Raw genomic sequence first — 23,805 nt, forward strand, 5'->3', positions numbered from 1 at the left:
CTGGTCACCTTCTCTTGCAGAGTCGTTTAGATATATCTTAAGCTATATCTAAACACGACAGAGAGAAGAGAAAATGAGAGACCCTCATTCCCCCCATCGCGAGCACGGCAACGACCGTGATGGTTTCGAGAAACGTCCCGGCCGCGAACGCGGCGGTCGCGGCCCCCGTGTTTTTGCCCCGGGCGACCTGAAATTGCTACTGCTGGCATTGATCGCCGAGCAGCCCTGCCACGGCTACGACATGATCCGCCAGATCGAAGGGATGTTCGACGGTGCCTACAGCCCCAGTCCCGGTGTGATCTATCCGACCCTGACGTTCCTGGAAGAAAGCGAAATGATCCAGGGCGACGCCGAAGGCGGTAAAAAACGCTACAGCGTGACCGACGCCGGTCGCCTGTCCCTGAGCGAGCAAGCGGTTGCCCTTGAAGGTGTGCGGGTGCGCATCGATGTCAGCAAACGCTCACTGCGTGGTCATGACCGCCCACCGGAAATCCACGAGGCGGTGCACAACCTGCGCCATGCCTTGCAACTACACCATGGCCTCTGGAACCCGGAAGAAATCCAGCGCGTCTCGACCTTGCTCAACAACACCGCCAAAGCCATTGTCGACGGCCCTGCCGTTCAGTCTGCCCAGGAGACAGCCGAATGATCGACGTTATCGAGCCTTCCCAAACCATTCGCCGCGTCATGCATGAAATCAAACGGCGTCGCCTGGAAGTGCTACGGGTAGTCGACCTGACCCCACGCATGCGTCGGATCACGCTGGGCGGTCCGGAACTGGCAGGTTTCGTCAGCCTTGGTACCGACGATCACGTCAAACTGCTGTTCCCGCAGAACGCCGAGCAAGCTGCGGCGCTGGAAACCCTGGTGCTGGGCGCCGGCAAGGACATCGGGCCGATGCCGGCCATGCGCGACTACACGCCACGCCGCTACGACCTGAACACGCTGGAGCTGGACATCGATTTCGTGCTGCACGGCGACGGTCCAGCCTCGACCTGGGCAGAACAGGCCAAGCCAGGCCAGTTTCTGCACATCGGCGGGCCCCGTGGTTCGATGATCGTGCCGGACATTTTCGACAGCTACTTGCTGATCGGCGATGAAACCGCCCTGCCCGCCATCGCCCGGCGCCTGGAAGGCCTGGCGGCCAATCGCCGGGCGTTGGTGATTGTCGAAGTGGAGAACGGCAAGGAGCAGCAAGTGCTGCAGAGCGCTGCCGAAGTCAATGTGATCTGGGTGCTGCGCGAAGGTGGCAAGAACCATTTGCTGAGTACTGTTCGGCAGATCCAGGTTCCTGCAGGAAGCCTGTATGCCTGGGTCGCGACCGAGAGCAAGGTGTCGCGGCAGATACGCCGGGTGCTGCTCGATGAGCATGGGCTGGATGACCAGTTTGTAAAAGCCGTCGGCTACTGGCGGCTGGATGACAGTGACGAAGAATGACAGCGACTCCTTATTGTGGCGAGGGGGCTTGCCCCTCGCCACAATAAGCGTTCACTTCCGTACGGCACGCCATCGATCCAACGCGATCAACAACAACGCAATCACCACGAACCCCGCCAACAATCCCCCGGCATTGATAAACACCTGTGGATAACCCAGTTTCTCCACATCAATGAACGGATATGGATAAACCGCCAGCAAATGCCCGCGCAGCAGGGAATAGGCGAAGTACACCAACGGATAAATCACCCACAACGCAATGTGCCCCAACCGCAACGTGCCCTTCGGCACACAACACCACCAATAGCCCAGAAACAGCAGCGGCATGATGTCATGCAGCAGCTCATCGGCCAGCCATTGCCAACCCTCGGGATGCCACAAATGGCGCAGCAGCACGTTATAGGCCAGACCGACCACGGCGATGCTCACGGCCACTCCACTGCTGACCCACGGCTGTAAAAACCAGCGGCGCGCGGCCGACCCGCGGGACGTCATTTCACAGGTCAGCACGGTTGCCACCAGCGTATTGCTGAGCACGGTGAAATAGCTGAAGAAGCTCACCAGCCCGCCTGTCAAACTGGCTGCCAGCGTCCAGCGCGAGTAGAAAATCAGGTACATCTGAATACTCAATCCCACCCAGCCAAGGATGGCAGCGATGGCGACGAAACGACGCCGCGCGACTGACGGGATGAACATGTCAGAGCGGACGCTTGGTGCGCATCAGTTTCACGTAGAGGCGCTCGACCTTCTCCCGTGCCCACGGGGTTTTACGCAGGAACGTCAGGCTTGACTTGATGCTCGGATCACTCTTGAAGCAGCGGATATCGATGCGCTCGGCCAGCCCCGACCACTCGTAATGTTCAACCAGGGCATTGAGGATTTGCTCCAGGGTTACGCCGTGCAGCGGGTCGTGGTTCTGTTCGGTCATGCCGGGCCTTCAGCGATATAGGGATGAGAAGCCGCGCACCTTAGCCGAGGGCTTCGTTGGGGGGAAGCGGTCTGTTAAATGTAGGTGATCCCGGGATCCTGTAGGAGCGAGCTTGCTCGCGAAAAACCTGAGGGCGCCACTAAGCATCCGGTTTTGCGCGTTATCGTTCACGACCATCGCGAGCTCACTCCTACAGGAGAACACTGTTACCAAAATTGAAACGATGCATGTCACTAAAAGCCCTTTCTCTATTTTTAACAGAACATTATCCTTGCATACGCTTTAGCTGAAACGCTTCCGCCAACCACTTCTTCCGCTCATCCCCCAGAAAAGATCAAGAATTTCTTCTCTATGCCTGATTTTCAATTCTCGAAAGACAGCGCTGTCTTTAAGGCTGTCTCTTGCCACAATGTCCTCAACCTGATCGGCGGATTCACCGCGTTCGGCCTCGCCACCTGTGCCCAGGCCGCTCCGGCATTCGATAGCGACTCACCGTGGATGCTCGGCGACTGGAACGGCGCTCGCACTGAACTTGCGGAAAAAGGCTACGACTTCAAAGTCGATTACACCGGCGAGATGGGCAGCAACCTGCACGGTGGCCACGACCACGACCGCACCGCGCGCTACAGCGATCAGTTCGGCCTGGGCACCCATCTGGACTTGCAGAAGATCCTCGGCTGGGACGATGCCGAATTTCAGCTGACCATTACCGAACGCAGCGGCAACAACATCAGCAACGACCGCATCAATGATCCGCGCGTCGGTGGCTTCACCTCGGCCCAGGAAGTCTGGGGACGTGGCCAGACCTGGCGCCTGACGCAGATGTGGTATCAGCAGAAGTTCTTCGATCAGAAACTCGACATCAAGGTCGGCCGCTTCGGTGAAGGCGAAGACTTCAACAGCTTCCCCTGCGACTTCCAGAACCTGGCGTTCTGCGGCTCCCAGGTCGGTAACTGGGCGGGCGACATCTGGTACAACTGGCCGGTCAGCCAGTGGGCGATGCGGGTCAAATATCACCTGACGCCCGAGTTGTACGCGCAGGTTGGCGCATATGAGCAAAACTCGTCGAACCTGGACCGCGGCAATGGCTTCAAGCTCAGCGGCAGCGGAACCCAGGGCGCGGTCCTGCCGGTGGAGCTGGTGTGGACGCCGAAGCTCAACGGCCTGCCGGGTGAATATCGCGCTGGTTACTACTACAGCAGTGCCAACGCCACCGACGTCTACAAGGACAGCAACGGCCAACCGGCCGCCCTGAGCGGCGAGGCCTACCGCAGCGCCTCAAGCAAACACGGCGTGTGGCTGGGCCTTCAACAACAAGTCACCAGCCTCGCCAGCGACCACTCGCGCGGCCTTAGTCTGTTCGCCAACGGCACGATGCACGACAAGAAAACCAACGCCATCGACAACTACGTCCAGGCCGGCCTTGTCTACAAAGGCCCGTTCGATGCCCGAGCCAAAGACGACATCGGTTTCGCCATGGCCCGCGTGCACGTCAACCCGGCCTTCCGCAAAAACGCCGAGGCGACCAACCAGGCCCATGCAGCTTTCGACTTCGACGACCCGGCTTTCCTGCCACCGCAGGACACCGAATACAGCGCCGAACTCTATTACGGCGTGCACGTCACCCACTGGCTGACCGTGCGCCCGAACCTGCAATACATCCGCCACCCCGGCGGCGTGGACCAGGTCGATGACGCGCTGATCGGCGGGATCAAGATCCAGTCGTCGTTCTAACCCACACCACAAAACCCTGTAGGAGCGAGCTTGCTCGCGAAGGTCGTGAATGATAACGCTGCGAATCTGAATGCCCGCGTCGTTCTCAGGTTTTTCGCGAGCAAACTCGCTCCTACAACATGCCCGCTCAGGATAGTCATCTACAGTGAACTTGCGCGGGACTACTTGAAACGTCACGGAGAATCACACTATGAGCACTGATGGTGCCTTGGGTCGAAGCCGTCTATTGCCGACCCTGCTCGGCATACTGCTTCTACTGATGGGCCTGGCCATGCTGGCCGGGGGGATCAAGCTGAGCATGCTCGGCGGCTCGCTGTACTACCTGCTGGCCGGTATCGGCCTGGCGCTGAGCGGCGTATTGCTGATCGCCGCTCGCCGCGCTGCGCTGGGCCTGTACGCCCTGGTGCTGTTCGCCAGCACCCTGTGGGCCCTGTGGGAGGTTGGCCTGGACTGGTGGCAACTGGTGCCGCGCCTGGCGCTGTGGTTCGCCCTCGGCGTGGTGATGCTGCTGCCGTGGTTCCGTCGCCCATTGCTGATCAACGGCCCGGCCCCCATGGGCACTGGCGCCTTGAGCGTGGCCGTGGTCCTGGCCGGTGTCACCGCCGTGGCCAGCCAGTTCACCCATCCGGGCGAGACCTTCGGCGAGTTGGGTCGTGACTCGGCTGACATGACCAGCACAGCGCCACAAATGCCTGACGGAGACTGGCAGGCCTATGGCCGCAGCGAATTCGGTGACCGCTATTCGCCACTCAAGCAGATCACCCCGGGTAACGTCGGCAAGCTGCAGGAAGCCTGGCGTATCCAGACCGGCGATCTGCCAACCGCCGATGACCCGGTGGAACTGACCAACGAAAACACCCCGCTCAAGGCCAACGGCATGCTCTATGCCTGCACCGCCCATAGCAAGGTGCTGGCGCTGGACCCGGACACCGGCAAGGAACTATGGCGTTTCGACCCGCAGATCAAGAGCCCCGTGGGCTTCAAGGGCTTCGCCCACATGACCTGCCGTGGCGTGTCGTACTACGACGAAGCCGCTTACGCCAAGTCTGAAACCACTGCGTCTGCCGTCATCTCCGAGGCCGGCAAAGCCGTTGCCCAGGCTTGCCCGCGTCGCCTGTACCTGCCAACCGCCGATGCACGCCTGATCGCACTCAACGCCGACACCGGCAAGATCTGCGAAGGCTTCGGCACCAACGGCGTGGTTGACCTGACTCAAGGCATCGGCCCGTTCACCGCCGGCGGCTACTACTCCACCTCGCCAGCGGCGATCACCCGTGATCTGGTGATCATGGGCGGTCACGTCACCGACAACGAATCGACCAACGAGCCGTCCGGCGTGATCCGCGCCTACGACGTGCGCGACGGTCATCTGGTATGGAACTGGGACAGCAACAACCCGGACGCCACCGAACCGTTGGCCCCGGGCCAGACCTACAGCCGCAACTCGGCGAACATGTGGTCGCTGGCCAGCGTCGACGAAAAACTCGGCATGGTCTATCTGCCACTGGGCAACCAGACCCCGGACCAGTGGGGTGCTGACCGCACTCCAGGCGCCGAGAAATTCAGCGCCGGCCTGGTCGCCCTGGACCTCGCTACCGGCAAGGTACGCTGGAACTACCAGTTCACCCACCACGACCTGTGGGACATGGACGTCGGCAGCCAGCCAACCCTGCTCGACATGAAAACCGCCGACGGCGTGAAACCTGCGCTGATCGCCCCGACCAAACAGGGCAGCCTGTATGTCCTCGACCGTCGTGACGGCACGCCGATCATTCCGATCAAGGAAATCCCGGTTCCGCAAGGCGCCGTGAAAGGCGACCACACCGCCCCGACCCAGGCCCGTTCGGACCTGAACCTGCTGGCCCCGGAACTGACCGAAAAAGCCATGTGGGGCGCCAGCCCGTTTGACCAGATGCTGTGCCGCATCCAGTTCAAGGAACTGCGTTACGAAGGTCAGTACACCCCGCCGTCGGAACAGGGCAGCCTGATCTACCCGGGTAACGTTGGCGTCTTCAACTGGGGCGGCGTTTCGGTCGACCCGGTTCGCCAGATGCTGTTCACCAGCCCGAACTACATGGCCTTCGTCTCGAAAATGGTGCCTCGCGCCGAAGTCGCGGCCGGCAGCAAGCGCGAGAGCGAAACAGCGGGCGTGCAACCTAACACGGGCGCACCTTACGCGGTGATCATGCACCCGTTCATGTCGCCGTTCGGCGTACCGTGCCAGGCTCCGGCCTGGGGCTACGTGGCCGGCATCGACCTGACCAGCGGCAAAGTCGTGTGGAAGCGCAAGAACGGCACCAGCCGCGACAGCTCGCCAATTCCTGTCGGCATGAACCTCGGCGTACCGAGCATGGGCGGATCGATCGTCACCGCCGGCGGCGTCGGCTTCCTCAGCGGTACCCTGGACCAGTACCTGCGCGCCTATGATGTGAACAGCGGCAAAGAGCTTTGGAAATCGCGCCTGCCGGCCGGCGGCCAGGCTACGCCGATGACCTATACCGGCAAGGACGGCAAGCAGTACGTGCTGCTGGTCGTCGGTGGACACGGCTCACTGGGCACCAAAATGGGTGACTATGTGATTGCGTACAAACTGTCGGAATAAGCTTTAGCGGCAGTCAAAACAAAGGCGACGCCCGTGAGGACGTCGCCTTTTTTTGTGGCCGCAGATTTCAAAACACCCCCGTCCCCCTGTGGAGCGAGCCTGCTCGCGAAGAGGCCATCCCAGGCGATGTAAATGTGCCTGATACATCGCTTTCGCGAGCAGGCTCGCTCCCACAGTTGAACGTGTCGTGCCGAAATCCAGCTAACCTGTCTCTCTGCTGAACACGCCTTCGAAACAGCGCTTCGCAGAAAATGACCGTTGAAACCACCGCCAACCTGCCCCATCTAAGACCCATACCCATTGCGCAGGTGCCCCCATGAGCGACCAGCAAGCATTCCCCGAAAACCCGAGCGAATACGCAGACCCGGAAAACGCACCGCATCCCACCACCGGCAAAGGCCTGGCCCTGCCCGGCCAGAACCTGCCGGACAAGGTCTACATCATTCCGATCCACAACCGACCGTTTTTCCCGGCCCAGGTGCTGCCGGTCATCGTCAACGAAGAGCCATGGGCCGAGACGCTCGACCTGGTGGCCAAGTCCGGACACAACTCCCTGGCCCTGTTCTACATGGACACGCCCCAAGAGGACACGCGCCACTTTGACACCTCGACCCTGCCGCTCTACGGCACCCTGGTCAAGGTGCACCACGCCAGCCGTGAAAACGGCAAGCTGCAGTTCGTCGCCCAGGGTCTGACCCGTGTGCGCCTGAAGACCTGGCTCAAGCATCACCGCCCACCATACCTGGTGGAAGTCGAATACCCGCACCAGCCCACCGAGCCGACCGACGAGGTGAAGGCCTACGGCATGGCGCTGATCAATGCGATCAAGGAACTGCTGCCGCTCAACCCGCTGTACAGCGAAGAGCTGAAGAACTACCTCAACCGCTTCAGCCCCAACGATCCGTCGCCGCTGACCGATTTCGCCGCCGCGCTGACCTCGGCCACCGGTAGCGAACTGCAGGAAGTGCTCGACTGTGTGCCCATGCTCAAGCGCATGGAAAAAGTCCTGCCGATGCTGCGCAAGGAAGTCGAGGTTGCGCGCCTGCAAAAAGAGATTTCCGCCGAAGTTAACCGCAAGATCGGTGAACATCAGCGCGAGTTTTTCCTCAAGGAACAACTCAAGGTCATCCAGCAGGAACTGGGCCTGACCAAGGACGACCGTAGCGCCGACCTCGAACAGTTCGAGCAACGGCTGACAGGCAAGGTGCTGTCGCCACAAGCGCAAAAGCGCATCGAAGAAGAGATGACCAAGCTGTCGGTGCTGGAAACCGGCTCGCCCGAGTATGCGGTCACCCGCAATTACCTCGACTGGGCGACCTCAGTGCCGTGGGGCGTGTACGGCGAGGACAAACTCGACCTCAGGCACGCGCGCAAGGTGCTGGACAAACATCACGCCGGCCTCGACGACATCAAGGACCGCATCCTCGAATTCCTCGCGGTCGGGGCCTACAAAGGCGAGATCAGCGGTTCCATCGTATTGCTGGTCGGTCCGCCGGGCGTGGGCAAGACCAGCGTCGGCAAATCCATCGCCGAATCCCTGGGCCGGCCGTTCTATCGCTTCAGCCTCGGCGGCATGCGCGATGAAGCCGAGATCAAGGGCCACCGCCGCACCTACATCGGCGCGCAGCCGGGCAAACTGGTCCAGGCGTTGAAAGACGTCGAAGTGATGAACCCGGTGATCATGCTCGACGAGATCGACAAGATGGGCCAGAGCTACCAGGGTGACCCAGCCTCGGCACTGCTGGAAACCCTCGATCCGGAGCAGAACGTCGAATTCCTCGACCACTACCTCGATCTGCGGATGGACCTGTCGAAAGTGTTGTTCGTGTGTACTGCCAACACCCTCGATTCGATCCCCGGCCCGCTGCTGGACCGGATGGAAGTGATCCGCCTGTCGGGTTACATCACCGAAGAAAAAGTCGCCATCGCCAAACGTCACCTGTGGCCCAAGCAGCTTGAGAAAGCCGGTGTGTCCAAGGCCAGCCTGAGTATCAGCGACAGCGCGCTCAAGGCGTTAGTCGACGGTTATGCCCGTGAAGCCGGCGTGCGCCAGCTGGAAAAAAACCTGGGCAAACTGGTGCGCAAAGCGGTGATGAAACTGCTCGACGAGCCGCAAGCCGTGATCAAGATCGGGCCGAAAGACCTGGAGGCCTCTCTCGGCAAACCGGTGTTCCGCAACGAGCAGGTGCTGGCGGGTGTCGGTGTGATCACCGGGCTGGCCTGGACCAGCATGGGCGGTGCGACCCTGCCGATCGAAGCCACGCGCATCCACACGCTCAATCGTGGGTTCAAGCTCACCGGGCAGTTGGGTGACGTGATGAAAGAGTCGGCGGAGATCGCCTACAGTTACGTCAGCTCACACCTGAAGTCGTATGGCGGCGATCCGAAGTTCTTCGATGAAGCCTTCGTCCACCTGCACGTGCCGGAAGGCGCTACGCCGAAGGACGGCCCGAGCGCCGGCGTGACCATGGCCAGCGCCCTGCTATCGCTGGCACGCAACCAACCGCCGAAAAAAGGCGTGGCCATGACCGGCGAACTGACGTTGACCGGGCATGTGCTGCCGATTGGCGGCGTGCGGGAAAAAGTCATTGCGGCACGGCGGCAGAAGATTTTCGAGCTGATTCTGCCGGAGGCGAACCGGGGCAACTTCGAGGAACTGCCGGAGTATCTGAAGGAAGGCATAACCGTGCATTTCGCCAAGCGGTTTGCGGATGTGGCAAAGGTGTTGTTCTGACAGTGATGTAGCGCCTGCACTACCGCTTTCGCGAGCAGGCTCGCTCCCACAGTGGAATGTGTAGAACACAAACTGAGTGTTCAGCAAAAATCCCTGTGGGAGCGAGCCTGCTCGCGAAGACGTCAGTACTCACAACACCAACTCCCACAGCTGTCACACTTTGTCTCATCTCGGTTATGCTCGCCGTTCGTCGTGAACGCCGGAGCCACTGACCTCATGTCCCCCATTCGCCTGCTTGTCCCCCTCGCCCTCGCCTTGCTGGCCGCGTGCGCCACGCAACCGAAACAAAACGTGACCGTGGAAAAACAAAGCGAATGTCCGGTGAAACTCACCAACGGGCAGAACCTGATCCTGACTCTGCCGAGCAATCCGACCACGGGCTATCGCTGGGCGATCCAGGATTCGGCTGGCGGCGTCTTGCACGCTCTGGGGCCAGAGGTTTATCGAAACCCGGAAGATGCCGGCATCGTCGGCGCGGCCGGGGTCTCGACCTGGCGCTTTCAGGCGTTTGCGACCGGCACCGGGCGTTTGCGCCTGACCTCACAACAGCCGTGGGCACCGGAAGTGCTGCCGGTGGAATCCTTCGACTGCGCGATCTCGGTTAACTGACCATGGGCTGGCTGATTCTGGCACTGATGGGCGCGGTGACCTTTCTTTACGGCCTGAGCGTGCATGCCTCTCTCCTGTGCCTGCTGGTCAAACCACTGCCGGTGTTGGCCCTGCTCGGCTGGCTGCATGACGCACCGCCTGGCGAATATCGGCGCTGGATCAGCCTGGGCTTGATCTTCTCCCTGCTCGGCGACGTGTTGCTGGCGTGGCCGGGGGACTTGTTCGTGTTCGGCCTCGGCGCGTTTCTGGTCGCCCACCTGGCCTATCTGAAAGCGTATTTAAGCGATTGCCGGCGGCTGGCGTTGCTGCCACTGGTGCTGGCCCTCGGCGTCGGTGCCGTCCTGCTGGGAATTCTGATTTCCAACGGTCTCGGCCCATTGCTGGTGCCCGTGATTGTCTATGGCACGGCGATCAGCGCCATGCTCTGGCGCGCCCTCGCGCGGCTCGGCACTGACGTGCCCAAGCGTTCGGCACTGCTGGCGGCAGCCGGTGCGGTGGCGTTTGTGTTTTCCGACAGTGTGATTGGCATCAGCCGTTTCGTGGTGCCGTTCGATGCGGCGCCTTACGTGATCATCCTCAGCTATTGGCTGGGGCAATGGGGGATCACCGCGTCGGCGTTTGGCACAAAACCGCGCTGAATTCTTCGCGAGCAGGCTCGCTCCTACAGGTACTGCGCTGAACCTGTGGGAGCGAGCCTGCTCGCGAAAGCTATCTCACTGACAACGAGAATACGGACCTGCCCGCCGGTTTATCAGACAACCCGCGCATCGGCGCGCCAACTTGGCTAAAATGCCGGCCTTTTCCATCTACACCGCTGGAACCGCCGTGAGCAAAGAACCCGATCGCCTTTTCGCCCAGCCTCTGGCCCAGGTGCCTGACTTCGCCTTTAACGAGGACGTGGTGCGGGTGTTCCCGGACATGATCAAGCGCTCGGTGCCGGGCTATCCGACCATCGTTGAAAACCTCGGCGTGCTCGCCGCGCAGTTCGCCCAGCCGGGCAGCGTGCTTTACGACCTGGGCTCGTCGCTGGGTGCCGTGACCCAGGCCCTGCGCCGTCACGTGCGCACCGACGGTTGCCGAGTGATCGCTGTGGATAATTCGGCGGCGATGGTCGAACGCTGCCGCGAATACCTCAACGGGCAGGATTCGATGTTTCAGGAGTTGCTGCCGGTCGAGGTGATCGAAGGCGACATCCTCGCCCTGCCATTTCAGCCCGCCTCGGTGGTGGCACTGAACTTCACCCTGCAATTCATCGCCCCCGACCAGCGTACCGCGTTACTGAGTCGCATCCGCCAATCGCTGCTGCCCGGTGGCGCGCTGATCCTCTCGGAAAAACTGCGCTTCAACGACCCCGAAGAACATGCGCTGCTGACAGACCTGCACATCGCCTTCAAACGCGCCAACGGCTACAGCGAGCTGGAAATCGCCCAGAAGCGCAGCGCCATCGAAAACGTCATGAAGCCCGACAGCCTCGAAGAACACCGCGAACGCCTGCTGGCCGCCGGGTTCTCGAAAGTCGTGCCGTGGTTCCAGTGTCTTAACTTTGCCTCGTTGATTGCCTTGCCATGATTGATCTGTCCCCCCTCGCCCGCCGTCTGGCCGGAACACCGTTGGCCGACTGGGCCAACACCCTGCAAGCGCAACTCGACAAGAAAATGGAAAAAGGTCATGGCGACCTGGAGCGCTGGCAAAGCGCGCTGGACGCCCTGCCGCAGATCCAGCCAAGTGAAGTTGATTTGCTCAATGGCTTGAGGCTGGACACCGATTGCGATGACGCAACCCGCGAGCAAATGCGCACCGCGTTGATGGGCCTGTCGCCATGGCGCAAGGGACCGTTCGACCTGTTCGGCGTGCACGTCGATACCGAATGGCGCTCGGATTGGAAGTGGTCACGGGTCGCCCCGCATCTGGATCTGAAAGGTAAGCGCATCCTCGATGTCGGCTGCGGCAACGGCTATTACATGTGGCGCATGCTTGGCGCCGGTGCAGACAGCGTGATCGGCGTCGACCCGAACTGGCTGTTCTTCTGCCAGTTCCAGGCCATGCAACGTTACCTGTCACAGCCGAACGCCTGGCACCTGCCCTTCCCGTTCGAAGACCTGCCACCGAACCTCGAAGGCTTCGACACCGTGTTCTCGATGGGCGTGTTCTATCACCGTCGCTCCCCAATCGAACATTTGCTGGCGCTGAAGGATTGCCTGGTCAAGGGCGGTGAGCTGGTGCTGGAAACCCTGGTGGTCGAAGGCGATAAACATCAGGTACTGGTGCCGGAAGACCGTTACGCGCAGATGCGCAACGTGTGGTTCCTGCCATCGGTGCCGGCTCTGGAATTGTGGCTGCGTCGCGCCGGGTTCACGGATGTGAAATGCGTGGATGTGAGCACCACCACGGTCGAGGAACAGCGCGGGACGGAGTGGATGAAGTATCAGTCGCTGAGTGACTTCCTTGATCCGGAAGATCACAGCAAGACCATTGAAGGACTGCCGGCGCCGATGCGCGCCGTCATCGTCGCTCGCAAATAAGTCTCCAGACAATGGAGATCCCCCTGTAGGAGCGAGCCTGCTCGCTCCTACAGGGGGTTGGTGTTCAGTCTGAGGGTTTGGCTCGCCGGGCCTTGAAGAACTCGCTCAGCACCGCCCCGCACTCCTCCGCCAACACCCCGCCCTCATACAGCACCCGGTGATTCAAGAAGCCCTGGGTAAAAAACTGCCCCTGGCTTTGCACAATCCCGGCTTTCGGCTCCAGCGCGCCGTATACCACCCGCGCAATCCGCGAGTGCACGATCAAGCCTGCGCACATGCTGCACGGCTCCAGGGTCACATACAGCGTGCTGCCGGGCAGGCGATAGTTGCTCACGGCCTGGGCGGCAGCGCGGATGGCGATCATCTCGGCGTGGGCGCTCGGGTCGCTGCCACTGATCGGGCAATTGAAGCCGCGACCGATGATTTCACCGTCCTGCACCAGCACTGCGCCCACCGGCACTTCGCCGAGTGCGGCACCTTGCGCGGCCAGTGCCAGGGCTTCACGCATGAAATCCCGATCACGGCTGCGGTCGATAATGGCGGCGGGTCGAATCTGACGCATCACGCCACCTCGATCGCGGCCATCAGGCCGGTTTCCATGTGGTCGATCACGTGGCAGTGGAACATCCACACGCCAGGGTTATCCGCCACCAGCGCCACCTGGGCGCGCTCGTTCTTGCCCAGCAAGTAGGTATCGGTGAAGTACGGAATGATTTTGTGCCGGTTCGAGGCGATGACCTTGAAGCTCATGCCGTGCAGGTGGATCGGGTGCTGATACTGAGTCATGTTTTTCAATTCGAAGATGTAGCTCTTGCCCTTCTCAAGCTTGGCAATCGGGCGCTCGGCGCAGGTCTTGTCAGTGATGTCCCAGGCCTTGCCGTTGATCTGCCACAGGCTTGGCGGCTTGCCGTTGTCGACATTGACCGACACCGAGCCCACCCATTCGAAATTGAAGTTGAGTTTCTCGGCATTGGCCAGGTCCGGCTCGGCGATCGGGTTGGCGGGCAGTGCCGGCGGCCAGTCGGTCGGCGCGTCGCTATTGGCCACCGAGCGCAAGGTAGCCAGACGAACCGGACCATTGCGCAGGGACAACTCCTCACCAGCCGGTGGCGCCTTGATCGCCAGGCAAATGCGCATGCCGGGACCGAGCCAGTATTCCTTGCCCAGCGGGCGCGGCTCGATGGGGTTGCCGTCCAGAGCGTAGATCTGCGCTTCGACGCCGGGAATGTTCAGTCGATAGGTCAGAGTGTTATCGAGGTTGAGCAGGCGTACACGGGTGATCTGCCCGGCGGGTAACTCGATCACCGCTTGCGGGATGCCATTGATGGTCGCCAGTCGCCCCGCCGTGCCACCACGGGCCGCTTCGCGAGGAATGCTGAACTCGACGAAATTGCCCTCGTCGTCGACATGCCAACTCTTGAGACTCAAGGTTTTTTCGTATTTGAATCCGGTCGGCTCGCGCTCTTCGATGATCAGCGGCCCGACCAACCCACGGCCAAGCTCTTCGCTGCTGTTCACGTGGGGGTGATACCAGTAGCTACCGGCGTCGGGCACACGGAATTTGTAATCGAAATATTCACCCGGCAGCACCGGCAACTGCGAGACGTAGGGCACGCCGTCCATTTCCAATGGCAGGCGGATGCCGTGCCAGTGGATGGTGGTGGCGACCGGCAAATGATTGATGAAACGCACCCGTAGCCATTCGCCCTGACGCACGCGCAACTCGGTGCCCGGTGCCGACGGGCCGAACGCCCAGGCCTCAGTCTTGTGCCCGGGCACCAGCTCGACGTCCAGCGGTGCGGCGATCAGTTCATAGTCGTGACCGGCATCTGCGTCGGCCATCTTGCCCAGCCAGTAGCGCGACGCACCACCGGCTCCCACGCCAACGACAACAAGACCGGCCAGACCACCGAGTATTTGGCGACGGGTAAACGACATGAACTCAACTACCTCACGAATCAGCAACAGGCCCACGGCCCGCAAAAGGCGAATACGATACACCTGCGGTTGAGAAACAGTAAGGGCTGCGCGGCGGATGGACGCAGGGCGGCATCGGACATACAGGCTAAATCGGGACGCGGTACAGCCCTGTCCTTACCCGAAATCGAATCGCAAATGGGCGTAACCCTGGCCGGCTGGTCGAAATCGCCGTAGCGCGTGCAAAAAAGCCATGCGAAATCGGGTTTCACACGGCTTTTGATGTTGCAGCGCTCAGGCCATCAAGGCTGGCGCGGGATCCTTCCCACTCAATGGTTTTCTTCATCTCAGGTCGATCACGATGATCTCGCAAAGATCGCCGGCTTTCAGGTCCTGCGTGTTGTGAAGCTCCGATTGGGCCTTCAGTTCGTCCACCAGTGGTATGCGCGGCACTTCAGTCGGTGCACCTTTCTTGCCACCATGCTTGCCCGCCATCGTTGACATCACGGTCTTGAGGCGATCGGGTGTCTGTTCCTCGTTGCGTTTGTTGAAGCGGTTCCACATCGCCTTGGGCGTTGCGTTCAGGCTGCCGTGATGTCCGACCTTGTAGAAATCGACGTCGTCGAGCAGTTCCGCCATATCCGATTGGAGCGCGTAGTTCCAGTTCTCCAGTTGCGCATCACCGGGAAACAACAGCTTCCTGGTTCCCGCTTCGAACAAAAGGATCAGGCTCGTATTGTTCATGGCGTCATCCAGCGCCGTGACGATCCCGAGCAACTGATCAGCTTCCGCGTTGTCGACCCGTTCCGCGACCCAGCGCATCTCGCTTGGCAGGCGCGTCTTGCGAAACATTTCTTCTTCCGATAACTGTGGGAACAGCTTGCTGTTCGACTGCGTAGCCAGTTCGCCATCCGCACCGAGAGCCACCAGGGGATTCGCACGTAACCAGTAATCGCTCGAGGCTTTCGCATACTTTTTGATCGACTTCGACTGCTGCAATGTCGGGGGGCCCAACACGTGCACCTTGATGTTCGGCAGGACTTCATCGAGAGCGACATCACAGCCGTGAAACAGATAGACGTTGCGTGTCTCATCACCGGCCATGGTCATCAGGTTCTTTACCGCGGAGAGGTTCTTGATGTTGTCCTCGCCGAGAAAGCGCAGGCGGTCGGCGAACGGCCACTGGGCGTTGAAGCCCTTCTCGCTGTCAAGACGCCGCACCACCGATTCGGCGATGGCATGCATGCTTTCGAGCGAGGCAACACGCGTGTCAAACGCCTTCTTCGCCGCTGCCGCATCAGTCGGGCCCGCCCAGTTCTCAGGTGCTTCGGGCGCCTCGGTCCATGGCTGCAGCACGCGATCAGGCTTCAGTGCCCGGATCACATCACCAGGACCATCACCATTGTCGGACGTCGCGAACCCGCTGATGTGATCGGCATGCCGGTGGGTGGCGACCACGATGTCGAGCTTGCCGCCACATTGCTGCGCGATGTCGTCGGCCACGTGCTTCATGTCCGCCTTCGGATCGTTTTTCGGCATGCCGGTGCTGCCGAAATCGATCAGGATGTGCCTGGCGCTGCCGTCGCTGTAGTCGAAGCGCAGAAGAAAGCAGTCGCCGAATCCGACCTGGTAGGCACGAATTGTCGCCTTGACGGGTTGCGGTTCTGCGGCGTGAGCGGTAGTGACCATGGTGTCAATCCTCCATGCGCGCCAGATGCATGTTCGAGAAGCGCATGCGCGCCTCTTCGCGTGGCATGTGCAGTTGCCCTGTATCGCGCAGGTACTCGAGGCGCCGTACTTGCCGCGCGCCATCGAGCAGGCCATTGCAGATGTGGTACTTGACGCGACCGTACTGGTCGAAGACGACGACACCACCGCCGAAGAGATCGGCCCGCGTGCGGGTCGTGAAGCCCTCGGGCAAGGGTTTGATGCCGCACTCCGACATCAGCTCGGATCCGAAGAAATGCCCGATCTGGACGTACTGACAAATCGTTTCCCTGAACGGAATGCCGTCGGGATCGACACGCACGGCCGAGTCGATCGACTGCACTTGCGTATAGCCCCGATCGGTGATGCCGAGTGACTCGCGGTTTTCCCAAAGGAAGCGAAAGCATTCATCAGGGTCACGCGTCAGCGCTTCGGCATTGCTGCGCGAATACTGCAGCTCATCCGGCGTCGAAAAACGCGACCAGCATCCGTCGGCGTCAGTTTGTCCGCAGGGCGGGGCGATGCCATAAGCCTCGAAGGAATTCCTGATCTGCGAGCGATAACCGAACCGGCTGTCATCCGGCACCAGCTCGCGATCCGCCGTGAGCAGCCCGGCCAGGAACTGGCCAAAATCGAGATCGGTCGGTGGACAGTAGTCGATCGCACGGATCGACATCTGCAACAACTGCGCAGCGGCCTTGGCTCCTTCCTCGACAACAGACTTGAGGTTGTAGCCACCACCTTCGAATGTGCCGAGCTGGGCGATGCGTTCGGTCCATAGTTCGACGAAGGCGCGCATCATCGCTGCCACGAGGACTTCCCCTCGTCGGTGCGGCTCCAGCATTTCGCAGGCGTTGAGAATGTCCGGATCAGGCGCGATCTTGACTGATTGGCGCAGAGCCTCGCGTCCACCATCGGCAATGGCGCCGATCTGTGCAGCAATGCCGAGCAGGATCGACGATCGTATGGCATCGCCCGTCACCTTCTCGGCAGGGATCAGCTGCATCGGCTCGCCGAGGCCCGGCAGTTTGTCATTGAAGCCCAGACCCGCTGCGACCACTTCGGGCAGCGAGAAGATCGAGAGGATCGCAACGATGTCGGCGAAGCCTTCATGGAAGGCGGCCTGGTCGGGACCAGACGGTTCCGTGTAGCACGTGCGCAGGCCGTCCAATACCGCATGCGTCGTCTCATGTGCAATGACGTCGTGGCTGAGCGCGGTGAAGACCGGCTGCATCTTGTCGTCGAAGAAGTAGCCAAACATCAGCGCCCTGTCAGGCTCTGAATAAAAGGCGTTGGCCAGCGCAAAGGCATGTGGCGCAATGTGCAGCTGATGGCCGCCGAACGACCAGCGGACGCGGCGACCGAGCGCGCGCTCGAACAGACCCAGCGTGCGCATCGCGATCGCATAGCAGTTCTGGGCATGGAAATTGGGATTCGCGAGCAGGCGGGCCTGGTAGGCCTTGTCGTGCAGTGTTTCGCCGTCCTGCGGCGCGAAGGGATCGAGCAAGACATTGACGTCTTGATAGCATTGGCGATTGGCGTAGGCGCGCCGCTCGGTCGCGTTGTAGTCGACCACCTTGATCCTGTAGCCAGTGGGGCCCCAAGCCAGGATCTCGGCGGGCACGTCGACCTGCGCGAACACTATGGGTCCGTTGTCGCCCAGGCGCAGACCAGGATCCTTGGCGATGACGGTAAGTTTACGCACGGATTGCAGAACAGTCATGGAAGCGTCCTCTTGCGAAAAAGCTACTCACAGACTTTATGCGTTGTACTGCGTGCGCATCATCTGGTTTGGGTAGAGTAGATGAACTCATTCAGACCTGTGCCGAATTTGCCCCTCTAGCCGCAGGCGCTGCCGTTCACCCTAAAGAATTCAACGGCTTAGAGTTTTGGAAGCCGCAATCGATATCGTATTCACGATCATCGACAGCCCTCCTCTAAGCCATTGACTCACATAGGCAGTTCAACCACCCTCATTCCCACTCTATTATCAACAGATAGATTTTTATCAGTGAATTCAAGATATTCAAGAAATCGAAAAATTAAAAACCATAAAAATACCATGTCCAATACGATTACCCAGCGTGCTCTACCCTAAGGTCAATCTACCCCTCCGCCTGCTGAACGCTGGCACGTGCCACAACGACCTTGAACAAATTGCCGGCCCGGTCCTCGACAAACTCGATCTGAGGCCAGGCCCGAATTACACGCAAAAGACCACTGCCTAGCCCACGGTAAGGAAGGAGCTTGGCCGCAAAAGAGGCTAGGATGGGATTGCGCATATTGGAGTTGCCTGCCTTGATGTTCTCGATAGTCAGGTTGTTAGGCAAGTGGCCCGGGCTGATGATCTCGACGCGATCCGCAAAGACCAGCACTCTCACTGGAGCGCTGATGAAGTAGTCGCGGTGGATGAGCGCGTTGGCGACCAGCTCCTCCCAAACGATGCGGGGAATCTCAGGCTGACCCTGAGAGTTGAATCCTTGCTCGCCCTGAGTGGCGCGGGTGTTTGCAACGATAAAGCCTAAGGTCTGCTGGAAGACATCAGCCAGCTTTCCGCTAATATCGCGGCTGTCGATGTACCGCTCGTCCTCGATCTGCGTGCCGACAAAAGCTACAGCCTTAACGATAAAAGCAGGGAGCGTGTATTGCGGAGCCCTAGCGAACAGCAGGCTACCTGCCACATTGAGCTGCCCTTGGTTCATTAGGTTCATATTGCTGAGCAACTGCGGCAGCGGCTGACTATGTTGGGCAAGCGGCTCGCCGAATTGCTGCTCAAAGAACTCTGCGAAATAGGGCATGTCCACATCGCCAGCACTCAAGCCCATCACGGGCGTTTCATCCGCATGCACCAAACCCGCCTGTTGAAACAACCGCTGCAGCTCCTCGCGCGAGGTTGCACGGCGCTTGTCTGAACCGCTCTTCACCCAGATCACGCCGTTGTTGTCCATATACGGCTTATTGACGCCCTCCGGAATGGAGACCACCATGACCGTGCCATTTGGGTGTGGTACGTTTTCCGTGAGCGGGTTTACGGCGGGACGCACAACCTGAGAGGCAGCGTTCGCGATCAGTTGGTTGAGCCGGGCAACGTCATCCCCAGAAAGACCACGTACCGAACTGTCGTCGTTAACGCCAATGAAGATTCGTCCGCCAGCAGTATTGCTGAAGGCCACGATCTCTGCAGCCAAGCCGGCTGCATTTGTCATATCCGCCTTAAACTGCTGTCGGCTGTCCTCACCCCGGCTGAGCAAGTCGATCAGCTCTGTGGTTTCCATAGGTTGTAGACCTCTTTGCGACGGTTGAAGGCTTCCTGGCCCCCTTCCATTATGTTGATGATGGCGTCCTGCACCGGGCGGGCGTCTATACTACCGCTTTCAACGCGAACCCTTTCATCCTCGTACTGGCAGGCGTGCACCTGCTCCGCATCTCCCAGCACTGGAAAGTTGGCGTTGTGGGTAGCGAAGATGAACTGGGCGAGGGGCTTCATCTCACGTAGCAGCTTGATCACGTCATCGTAGATAGTCTGGTTGTCCAAATCGTCTTCTGGCTGGTCGATGATAATTACATCGTTCTGTCGTTGGCTGAGCACGTATAACAGCAGCGCTGAGGCCCGCTGTCCAAGTGAATGGTGTCTCAGCTCCTTGCCGCGATAGCGTATAACGAAACGGTTGGGAACCTGCCAGGTGACGAACTCGACAAGGTTCTGCATGAAGGTCTTTTCGAAAGCACCTGGGGTACTACCCGCCTTGGCCAAAGCATTCGGCAAAGCACGGAGAAGCCCCCCGAAATCGACGTAATCCTCCATCACTGCGCGTAGCGTGGTTTCGCGGATGTTGCTGCCCTTGAAGAGTTGCTGCATGAAGTTGATAGCAGCTTCCTTATCGCCCTTGAAATCAGCTTCAATCTGCAAGGCAGTATGGCCAGCGTTCACGCGATCCAGCTCCACCTTGATGGTGTTGAATTCATGCAGCCAAAGCTCGTTAAGCCTGTCGATCTCGGCAAACAGAGCATCTCGGATGCTAGTCTGCTGTGATTCCTGCTTAGCTAGCGCTTGAAGCATTTGCTCCGCTTTGGTTTTACGCTGCTGCTGGGCTAGGAAATCGTCTGGCTGGATGGCAGACATGCCGGTTTGCTTGAGTTCCTGAGCCAGATGGCGTTCGATTTGTGCGAACTCTTCCTGAAGATTTCTACTTGCACCCTCAAATTCGCCCTGTTTAGCCCTGAGACGATCCGTAATGGCGCGAGCCTCTTGCTCGATCTGCTTGAGCTGATCGACCTTAGTAATGAGATTGGAGAATTCAACAAAGTAGGCCGCGAAAAAATCCGCGTTCTGCTTGGACACATAACTTGTCGCATTTCGCAACTCGTCCTCATGCTCAGAGATCAGGCTGCCCAACGCGAGGATGAAACTGTCTGCCCGCTCCTTCAGTCGCGTCAGTGCTGCAGCATCCTGTTGAAAGCCAAGGCGCTTTTGGAGTTTGTCGGCAACGCCGTGCTCCTCGTACTTAGTCAGACGGAAATTAGCATCGTTGAGTTGGGTCTCGAAGTCACGCTTGAGTTCGGCCGTATTACTGATCTTAAGCCAGCGCTGAGCAGCCTCGCGCACACGCTGGCGTTGGGCCTCTAGCTCTTCACGCTGCACACGCAGTTTCTCGCCAACCAACTTTTCCACCAGATCAGTCTCGAAACCTTCGCCGGTGCTGGAAAGGTCCTTCTGGCCAAAGTAGATCGGGCGGCGCAGTACAGTCTCCCGTATCGAAACGCCTGGCTGCAATTTGCCGCCCAAGTAGACGTTAGGTGCTTCACGGAAGATGCGAGAAACGGTGAACTCCTGCCCATACACGTCACAGGCCGTCAGTGTCACCTTGCCACCACTGCCGAGGGTATGACGGATCAACTCATCCTTATACTTGGTGTCCTGCGCCTTTTCGCCCCTTGGAATGTCGAGGGCATAGCGTACGGCCTCTAGGATGGATGACTTTCCACTACCCCGAATGCCGATCAACGTATTAAGTTCGGAAGAAAAATGCAGCGTCTGGCCGTCAAAGATGCCGCCGTCGAAATGAATACTGCGAATGTGCGATGCCTGATGCTTGGGTGGATCTAAAGCCACCCGCGCAACGGGATCGCTCAAAGCAAATTTAACAGCCTCAAATGACAGCTCCCCCAATTTTAGGAAGCAAGCTTTACCTTGGCCGATATCCTCTATGCACTTGGCATCGCAGCCTTCGAGTTCAGCTGGGTACCAGTCCCCCAGATGCTGCTGGACTTTGCTCCGACAGGGTTTGTTTTTTTCTTGCAGCTTGTTGTAAGTGCGAACCTTTTGGAAACCAAGTGCACGGCGGCGGAAGAATTCGTTCTGACCAAGCTCGGATAGACGCCCTCCGTCCAGCTCAGCCCAAAGTCCGCTCGGCGCTTCGACATGTGCAAAGACGAGGAAAAAGTCGCGGTGATAGCTTTCCAGCTTCTTGATGGTTTCTAACAGTGAGAGAGAGGAGCGCCCGTTTTCCTGTTCATACTGCGCAGGAATTTTTCCTTCAAAAGCGACACCCAAAAATGGATTGATATGATCATGCCCATCAGCCAACCAGTCTTCGGAAAATACGACCAACGTATGAATTCCATTAGCCCCATCATTGACCGACAACTCAACGCCAGGAAGAAGTGAAATTCCCTTCTTCAAGGCCGTCTTGCGTAGCGCCTTAAACTCTTCAAAGTCGAACTTGTTATGGTTGGTGATAACACCAAGCCGGATACCTGCTTTCTCCAACGCATCTACATAACTGCTGTTGTAGAAGTTCTCATCGCCCGTGAACTTAAATTCGCGGTCTGCTCGAGTATGCAGATGAAAGTCCGCGCGAACCCACTCAGCACCTTCTGTAAAGACAACGGTTCGATTCCCAAATCGCGTGAGTGGTAGACTATCCATCATGATCCTCCTAATTTTCTGACGCCCCTGCGACCGCTGGCCACTACGAGTGGCTCGGCATCGTCGACAAAAATCCCACTATCCAAGGGCTGAATTTGCCGCAGCAAGATAGCTAGCTCATCACAATCTCCGCCGCGCAGAACTTCGTCGAGCAGCGCTTTCGTATAGAGGGGATCGGCGCGCAGCACCTCCACCATTACCAGGTCGTGCGCTATGTCCTTCATAGTATGCTCGCCTCGTTTCGGACTCAGAAAACCAAAATTCAATTTTCCTCTCCCCAGTACAAATGCTCCCTATGCCAAGCAAGGTATTTGAGGTGTTGAGGTGACAGCTTGATACTCAGCTCAGCTGAGCAGTTTAAGATCTCACGATCCCTCTCGGAAACGTAAGACGAAATCAGGATTTTCCCTTCATCGTCAAAGGACACGTAACCCTTGTCAAACAAGGCATCGACGTTCGGGCTCAACAGAAGACCGTTGTAAACGTCCAACCGCTCGGAGTTGTTTGACTCGCTCCACGGTTTGATGTGTGAGGCTTTGAGGATGTCGATCTGTGAGCAGCCAGTAGCAGAGCATTCGCCCCAGTGCTTGATCAGTTTCTTACGAAAAGCGCCCTGCCCAACCCGAGCAAGGATGATCTGACTTTTCTGCGTCTCAGTGAGCATCGCATCACTCATCACTTGCTGCTCTTGGCCCTTAGCGATGACCTCAGCCACATCGTCAGTTGCCCAATATTTGCGGTTGACACCAAAGCTACCTTTCCGGCTGGGGGCTACCCCAATAGAAACACAGAAACTTTCGAAAGCGAGCTGTAGACTCTCGTTCTGAACGGGATACGAGCCGTAAATTTTGTTCAGCGCGAGGTTGGTTTCACTTCCATGCTTCTCCCTGTTCAATCCGTGGATTTGAATCGTGTTGCCAACGTAGCCGATGAACCGAGATGGGGCGAACGCAATACCGGCATCTGTAAGGTATGGCAGATAACATGTCCCTTTTTTAATGAGGTCTTGGTGGATCTTCCTATCCCCATCTGCTGACACTCTCGCACGCTCAAGCTCAGCAAGGTTCTCTGCTACCTGCTCCTCGTTTACCACCAGCTCCATCACTGCTCCTTACAATGAAAAGCCCGGCTCAGTGGCCGGGCGTCAAGGTCAAGACATCCCAATGACCGCAAGCAACTGCTCACGAACACCACGGCCTTGCTCGTCCTTCTTTTGAGCCATCAGATACAGACCTTTCTCCGCTGATTTTTTGGCCCATAGCTCACCAATCAGGCGCTTCTCTTTGCTGTCGTCGTTGCTCACACGGTCGCCATCCTTGTAGGCCATTTCTCCGCCCAGGCATCAAACGTTTCCGCGCCCTTACTACGAGCCTTGTCTCGGGCTTTCTCCTTGGTAGGTGACCTTGCCAGCCGCAACCATTTTTTTGGCCTCACCAAGCCGCTCTCGCGCCTCCGCGAGAGTGATACCACCTACGCCATAGCGACCAAACGTGATCGTCTCCTGTCGGCCGTTGATGGAGTAGTTATAGCGAAACGAGATTGACCCCGCAGCCGTGACGGCCACGTAGAGTCCGTCTCGGTCATTCACTTTGTAGAGTTTTTCTTTCGGTTTGAGATTACGCAGCTTGGTATCGGTCAGCATGGGGCTCGCGGATTCCGTTCAAAGAATACCATGCTCAGAAACGC

At 59.0% G+C, this 23,805-nt stretch carries 20 protein-coding genes and 1 pseudogene; 9 read left to right on the plus strand and 12 right to left on the minus strand.

Going from position 1 to position 23,805, the window contains the following annotated elements; all coding sequences use genetic code 11:
• Positions 1–73: 73 nt before the first annotated feature.
• Positions 74–649 (plus strand): PadR family transcriptional regulator, encoded by a 576-nt coding sequence (locus tag CAF65_RS07750; RefSeq protein ID WP_085715768.1) that lies wholly within the window; start codon positions 74–76, stop codon positions 647–649.
• The gene (locus CAF65_RS07755) at positions 646–1,437 is read left to right on the plus strand and encodes a siderophore-interacting protein (RefSeq protein ID WP_085715769.1); all 792 of its coding nucleotides are present in this window, start codon (positions 646–648) and stop codon (positions 1,435–1,437) included. Before CAF65_RS07750 ends, CAF65_RS07755 begins: the two co-directional genes overlap by 4 nt.
• A 51-nt stretch (positions 1,438–1,488) precedes the next feature.
• Here the strand turns inward: CAF65_RS07755 and CAF65_RS07760 are convergent, their stop codons facing one another.
• Together CAF65_RS07760 and CAF65_RS07765 are read right to left on the minus strand one after the other, a co-directional pair.
• Positions 1,489–2,133, minus strand: a complete 645-nt coding sequence (locus CAF65_RS07760) for a Pr6Pr family membrane protein (protein WP_085715770.1) — start codon at positions 2,131–2,133, stop codon at positions 1,489–1,491.
• A gap of 1 nt (position 2,134) precedes the next feature.
• Positions 2,135–2,365: a VF530 family DNA-binding protein gene (locus CAF65_RS07765; RefSeq protein WP_008016727.1), complete on the minus strand. Its 231-nt coding sequence runs from the start codon at positions 2,363–2,365 to the stop codon at positions 2,135–2,137.
• 351 nt (positions 2,366–2,716) lie between these two features.
• Between CAF65_RS07765 and CAF65_RS07770 the strand changes: the two genes are divergently transcribed.
• The 7 genes from CAF65_RS07770 to cmoB all read left to right on the plus strand — a co-directional run bounded on the left by CAF65_RS07770 (position 2,717) and on the right by cmoB (position 12,566).
• Complete coding sequence (locus CAF65_RS07770) at positions 2,717–4,099, plus strand: carbohydrate porin (protein ID WP_085715771.1); 1,383 nt, start codon at positions 2,717–2,719, stop codon at positions 4,097–4,099.
• A gap of 190 nt (positions 4,100–4,289) precedes the next feature.
• On the plus strand, positions 4,290–6,701 hold the full coding sequence (locus CAF65_RS07775; protein WP_085715772.1) for a glucose/quinate/shikimate family membrane-bound PQQ-dependent dehydrogenase: 2,412 nt from the start codon (positions 4,290–4,292) through the stop codon (positions 6,699–6,701).
• 316 nt (positions 6,702–7,017) lie between these two features.
• Positions 7,018–9,435 carry an endopeptidase La gene (gene lon / locus CAF65_RS07780; protein WP_085715773.1) on the plus strand — a complete coding sequence of 806 codons (2,418 nt, stop codon included), beginning with the start codon at positions 7,018–7,020 and terminating at the stop codon, positions 9,433–9,435.
• 216 nt (positions 9,436–9,651) lie between these two features.
• A complete protein-coding gene (locus tag CAF65_RS07785; RefSeq protein ID WP_008016732.1) occupies positions 9,652–10,044 on the plus strand; it encodes a protease inhibitor I42 family protein in 393 nt (130 codons plus the stop codon).
• Positions 10,045–10,046: 2 nt separating this feature from the next.
• Complete coding sequence (locus CAF65_RS07790; RefSeq protein WP_085715774.1) at positions 10,047–10,682, plus strand: lysoplasmalogenase; 636 nt, start codon at positions 10,047–10,049, stop codon at positions 10,680–10,682.
• Between the two features lie 151 nt (positions 10,683–10,833).
• The gene (gene cmoA, locus CAF65_RS07795) at positions 10,834–11,613 is read left to right on the plus strand and encodes a carboxy-S-adenosyl-L-methionine synthase CmoA (RefSeq protein WP_178076674.1); all 780 of its coding nucleotides are present in this window, start codon (positions 10,834–10,836) and stop codon (positions 11,611–11,613) included.
• Positions 11,610–12,566, plus strand: a complete 957-nt coding sequence (gene cmoB, locus CAF65_RS07800) for a tRNA 5-methoxyuridine(34)/uridine 5-oxyacetic acid(34) synthase CmoB (RefSeq protein WP_085715776.1) — start codon at positions 11,610–11,612, stop codon at positions 12,564–12,566. Before cmoA ends, cmoB begins: the two co-directional genes overlap by 4 nt.
• Before the next feature lie 64 nt (positions 12,567–12,630).
• On the opposite strand, the gene tadA is transcribed toward cmoB, so the two are convergent.
• From tadA to CAF65_RS07850, 10 genes and pseudogenes are all read right to left on the minus strand, one after another.
• Positions 12,631–13,128: a tRNA adenosine(34) deaminase TadA gene (tadA, locus tag CAF65_RS07805; protein WP_085715777.1), complete on the minus strand. Its 498-nt coding sequence runs from the start codon at positions 13,126–13,128 to the stop codon at positions 12,631–12,633.
• The gene (locus CAF65_RS07810) at positions 13,128–14,504 is read right to left on the minus strand and encodes a multicopper oxidase family protein (protein WP_085716010.1); all 1,377 of its coding nucleotides are present in this window, start codon (positions 14,502–14,504) and stop codon (positions 13,128–13,130) included. The genes tadA and CAF65_RS07810 overlap by 1 nt, the downstream gene beginning before the upstream one ends.
• A gap of 321 nt (positions 14,505–14,825) precedes the next feature.
• Complete coding sequence (locus CAF65_RS07815; protein WP_085715778.1) at positions 14,826–16,172, minus strand: hypothetical protein; 1,347 nt, start codon at positions 16,170–16,172, stop codon at positions 14,826–14,828.
• Between the two features lie 4 nt (positions 16,173–16,176).
• The gene (locus CAF65_RS07820) at positions 16,177–17,913 is read right to left on the minus strand and encodes a hypothetical protein (protein WP_085715779.1); all 1,737 of its coding nucleotides are present in this window, start codon (positions 17,911–17,913) and stop codon (positions 16,177–16,179) included.
• A gap of 382 nt (positions 17,914–18,295) precedes the next feature.
• On the minus strand, positions 18,296–19,465 hold the full coding sequence (locus tag CAF65_RS07825) for an RNA-binding domain-containing protein (protein ID WP_085715780.1): 1,170 nt from the start codon (positions 19,463–19,465) through the stop codon (positions 18,296–18,298).
• On the minus strand, positions 19,447–22,122 hold the full coding sequence (locus CAF65_RS07830) for a TrlF family AAA-like ATPase (protein WP_085715781.1): 2,676 nt from the start codon (positions 22,120–22,122) through the stop codon (positions 19,447–19,449). Before CAF65_RS07830 ends, CAF65_RS07825 begins: the two co-directional genes overlap by 19 nt.
• A complete protein-coding gene (locus CAF65_RS07835) occupies positions 22,119–22,343 on the minus strand; it encodes a hypothetical protein (RefSeq protein ID WP_085715782.1) in 225 nt (74 codons plus the stop codon). The genes CAF65_RS07830 and CAF65_RS07835 overlap by 4 nt, the downstream gene beginning before the upstream one ends.
• Positions 22,344–22,381: 38 nt before the next feature.
• Positions 22,382–23,221: an HNH endonuclease gene (locus CAF65_RS07840; RefSeq protein WP_085715783.1), complete on the minus strand. Its 840-nt coding sequence runs from the start codon at positions 23,219–23,221 to the stop codon at positions 22,382–22,384.
• Positions 23,222–23,269: 48 nt separating this feature from the next.
• Positions 23,270–23,422, minus strand: a complete 153-nt coding sequence (locus tag CAF65_RS07845) for a hypothetical protein (RefSeq protein WP_371919001.1) — start codon at positions 23,420–23,422, stop codon at positions 23,270–23,272.
• Positions 23,394–23,761, minus strand: a pseudogene (locus tag CAF65_RS07850) (Arm DNA-binding domain-containing protein); the annotation flags it as partial. The pseudogene CAF65_RS07850 and the gene CAF65_RS07845, both read right to left, overlap by 29 nt.
• Between the last annotated feature and the right edge of the window lie 44 nt (positions 23,762–23,805).

The sequence above is a fragment of the Pseudomonas sp. B28(2017) genome (genome assembly GCF_002113025.1).
In the GTDB taxonomy this organism is placed as follows: domain Bacteria; phylum Pseudomonadota; class Gammaproteobacteria; order Pseudomonadales; family Pseudomonadaceae; genus Aquipseudomonas.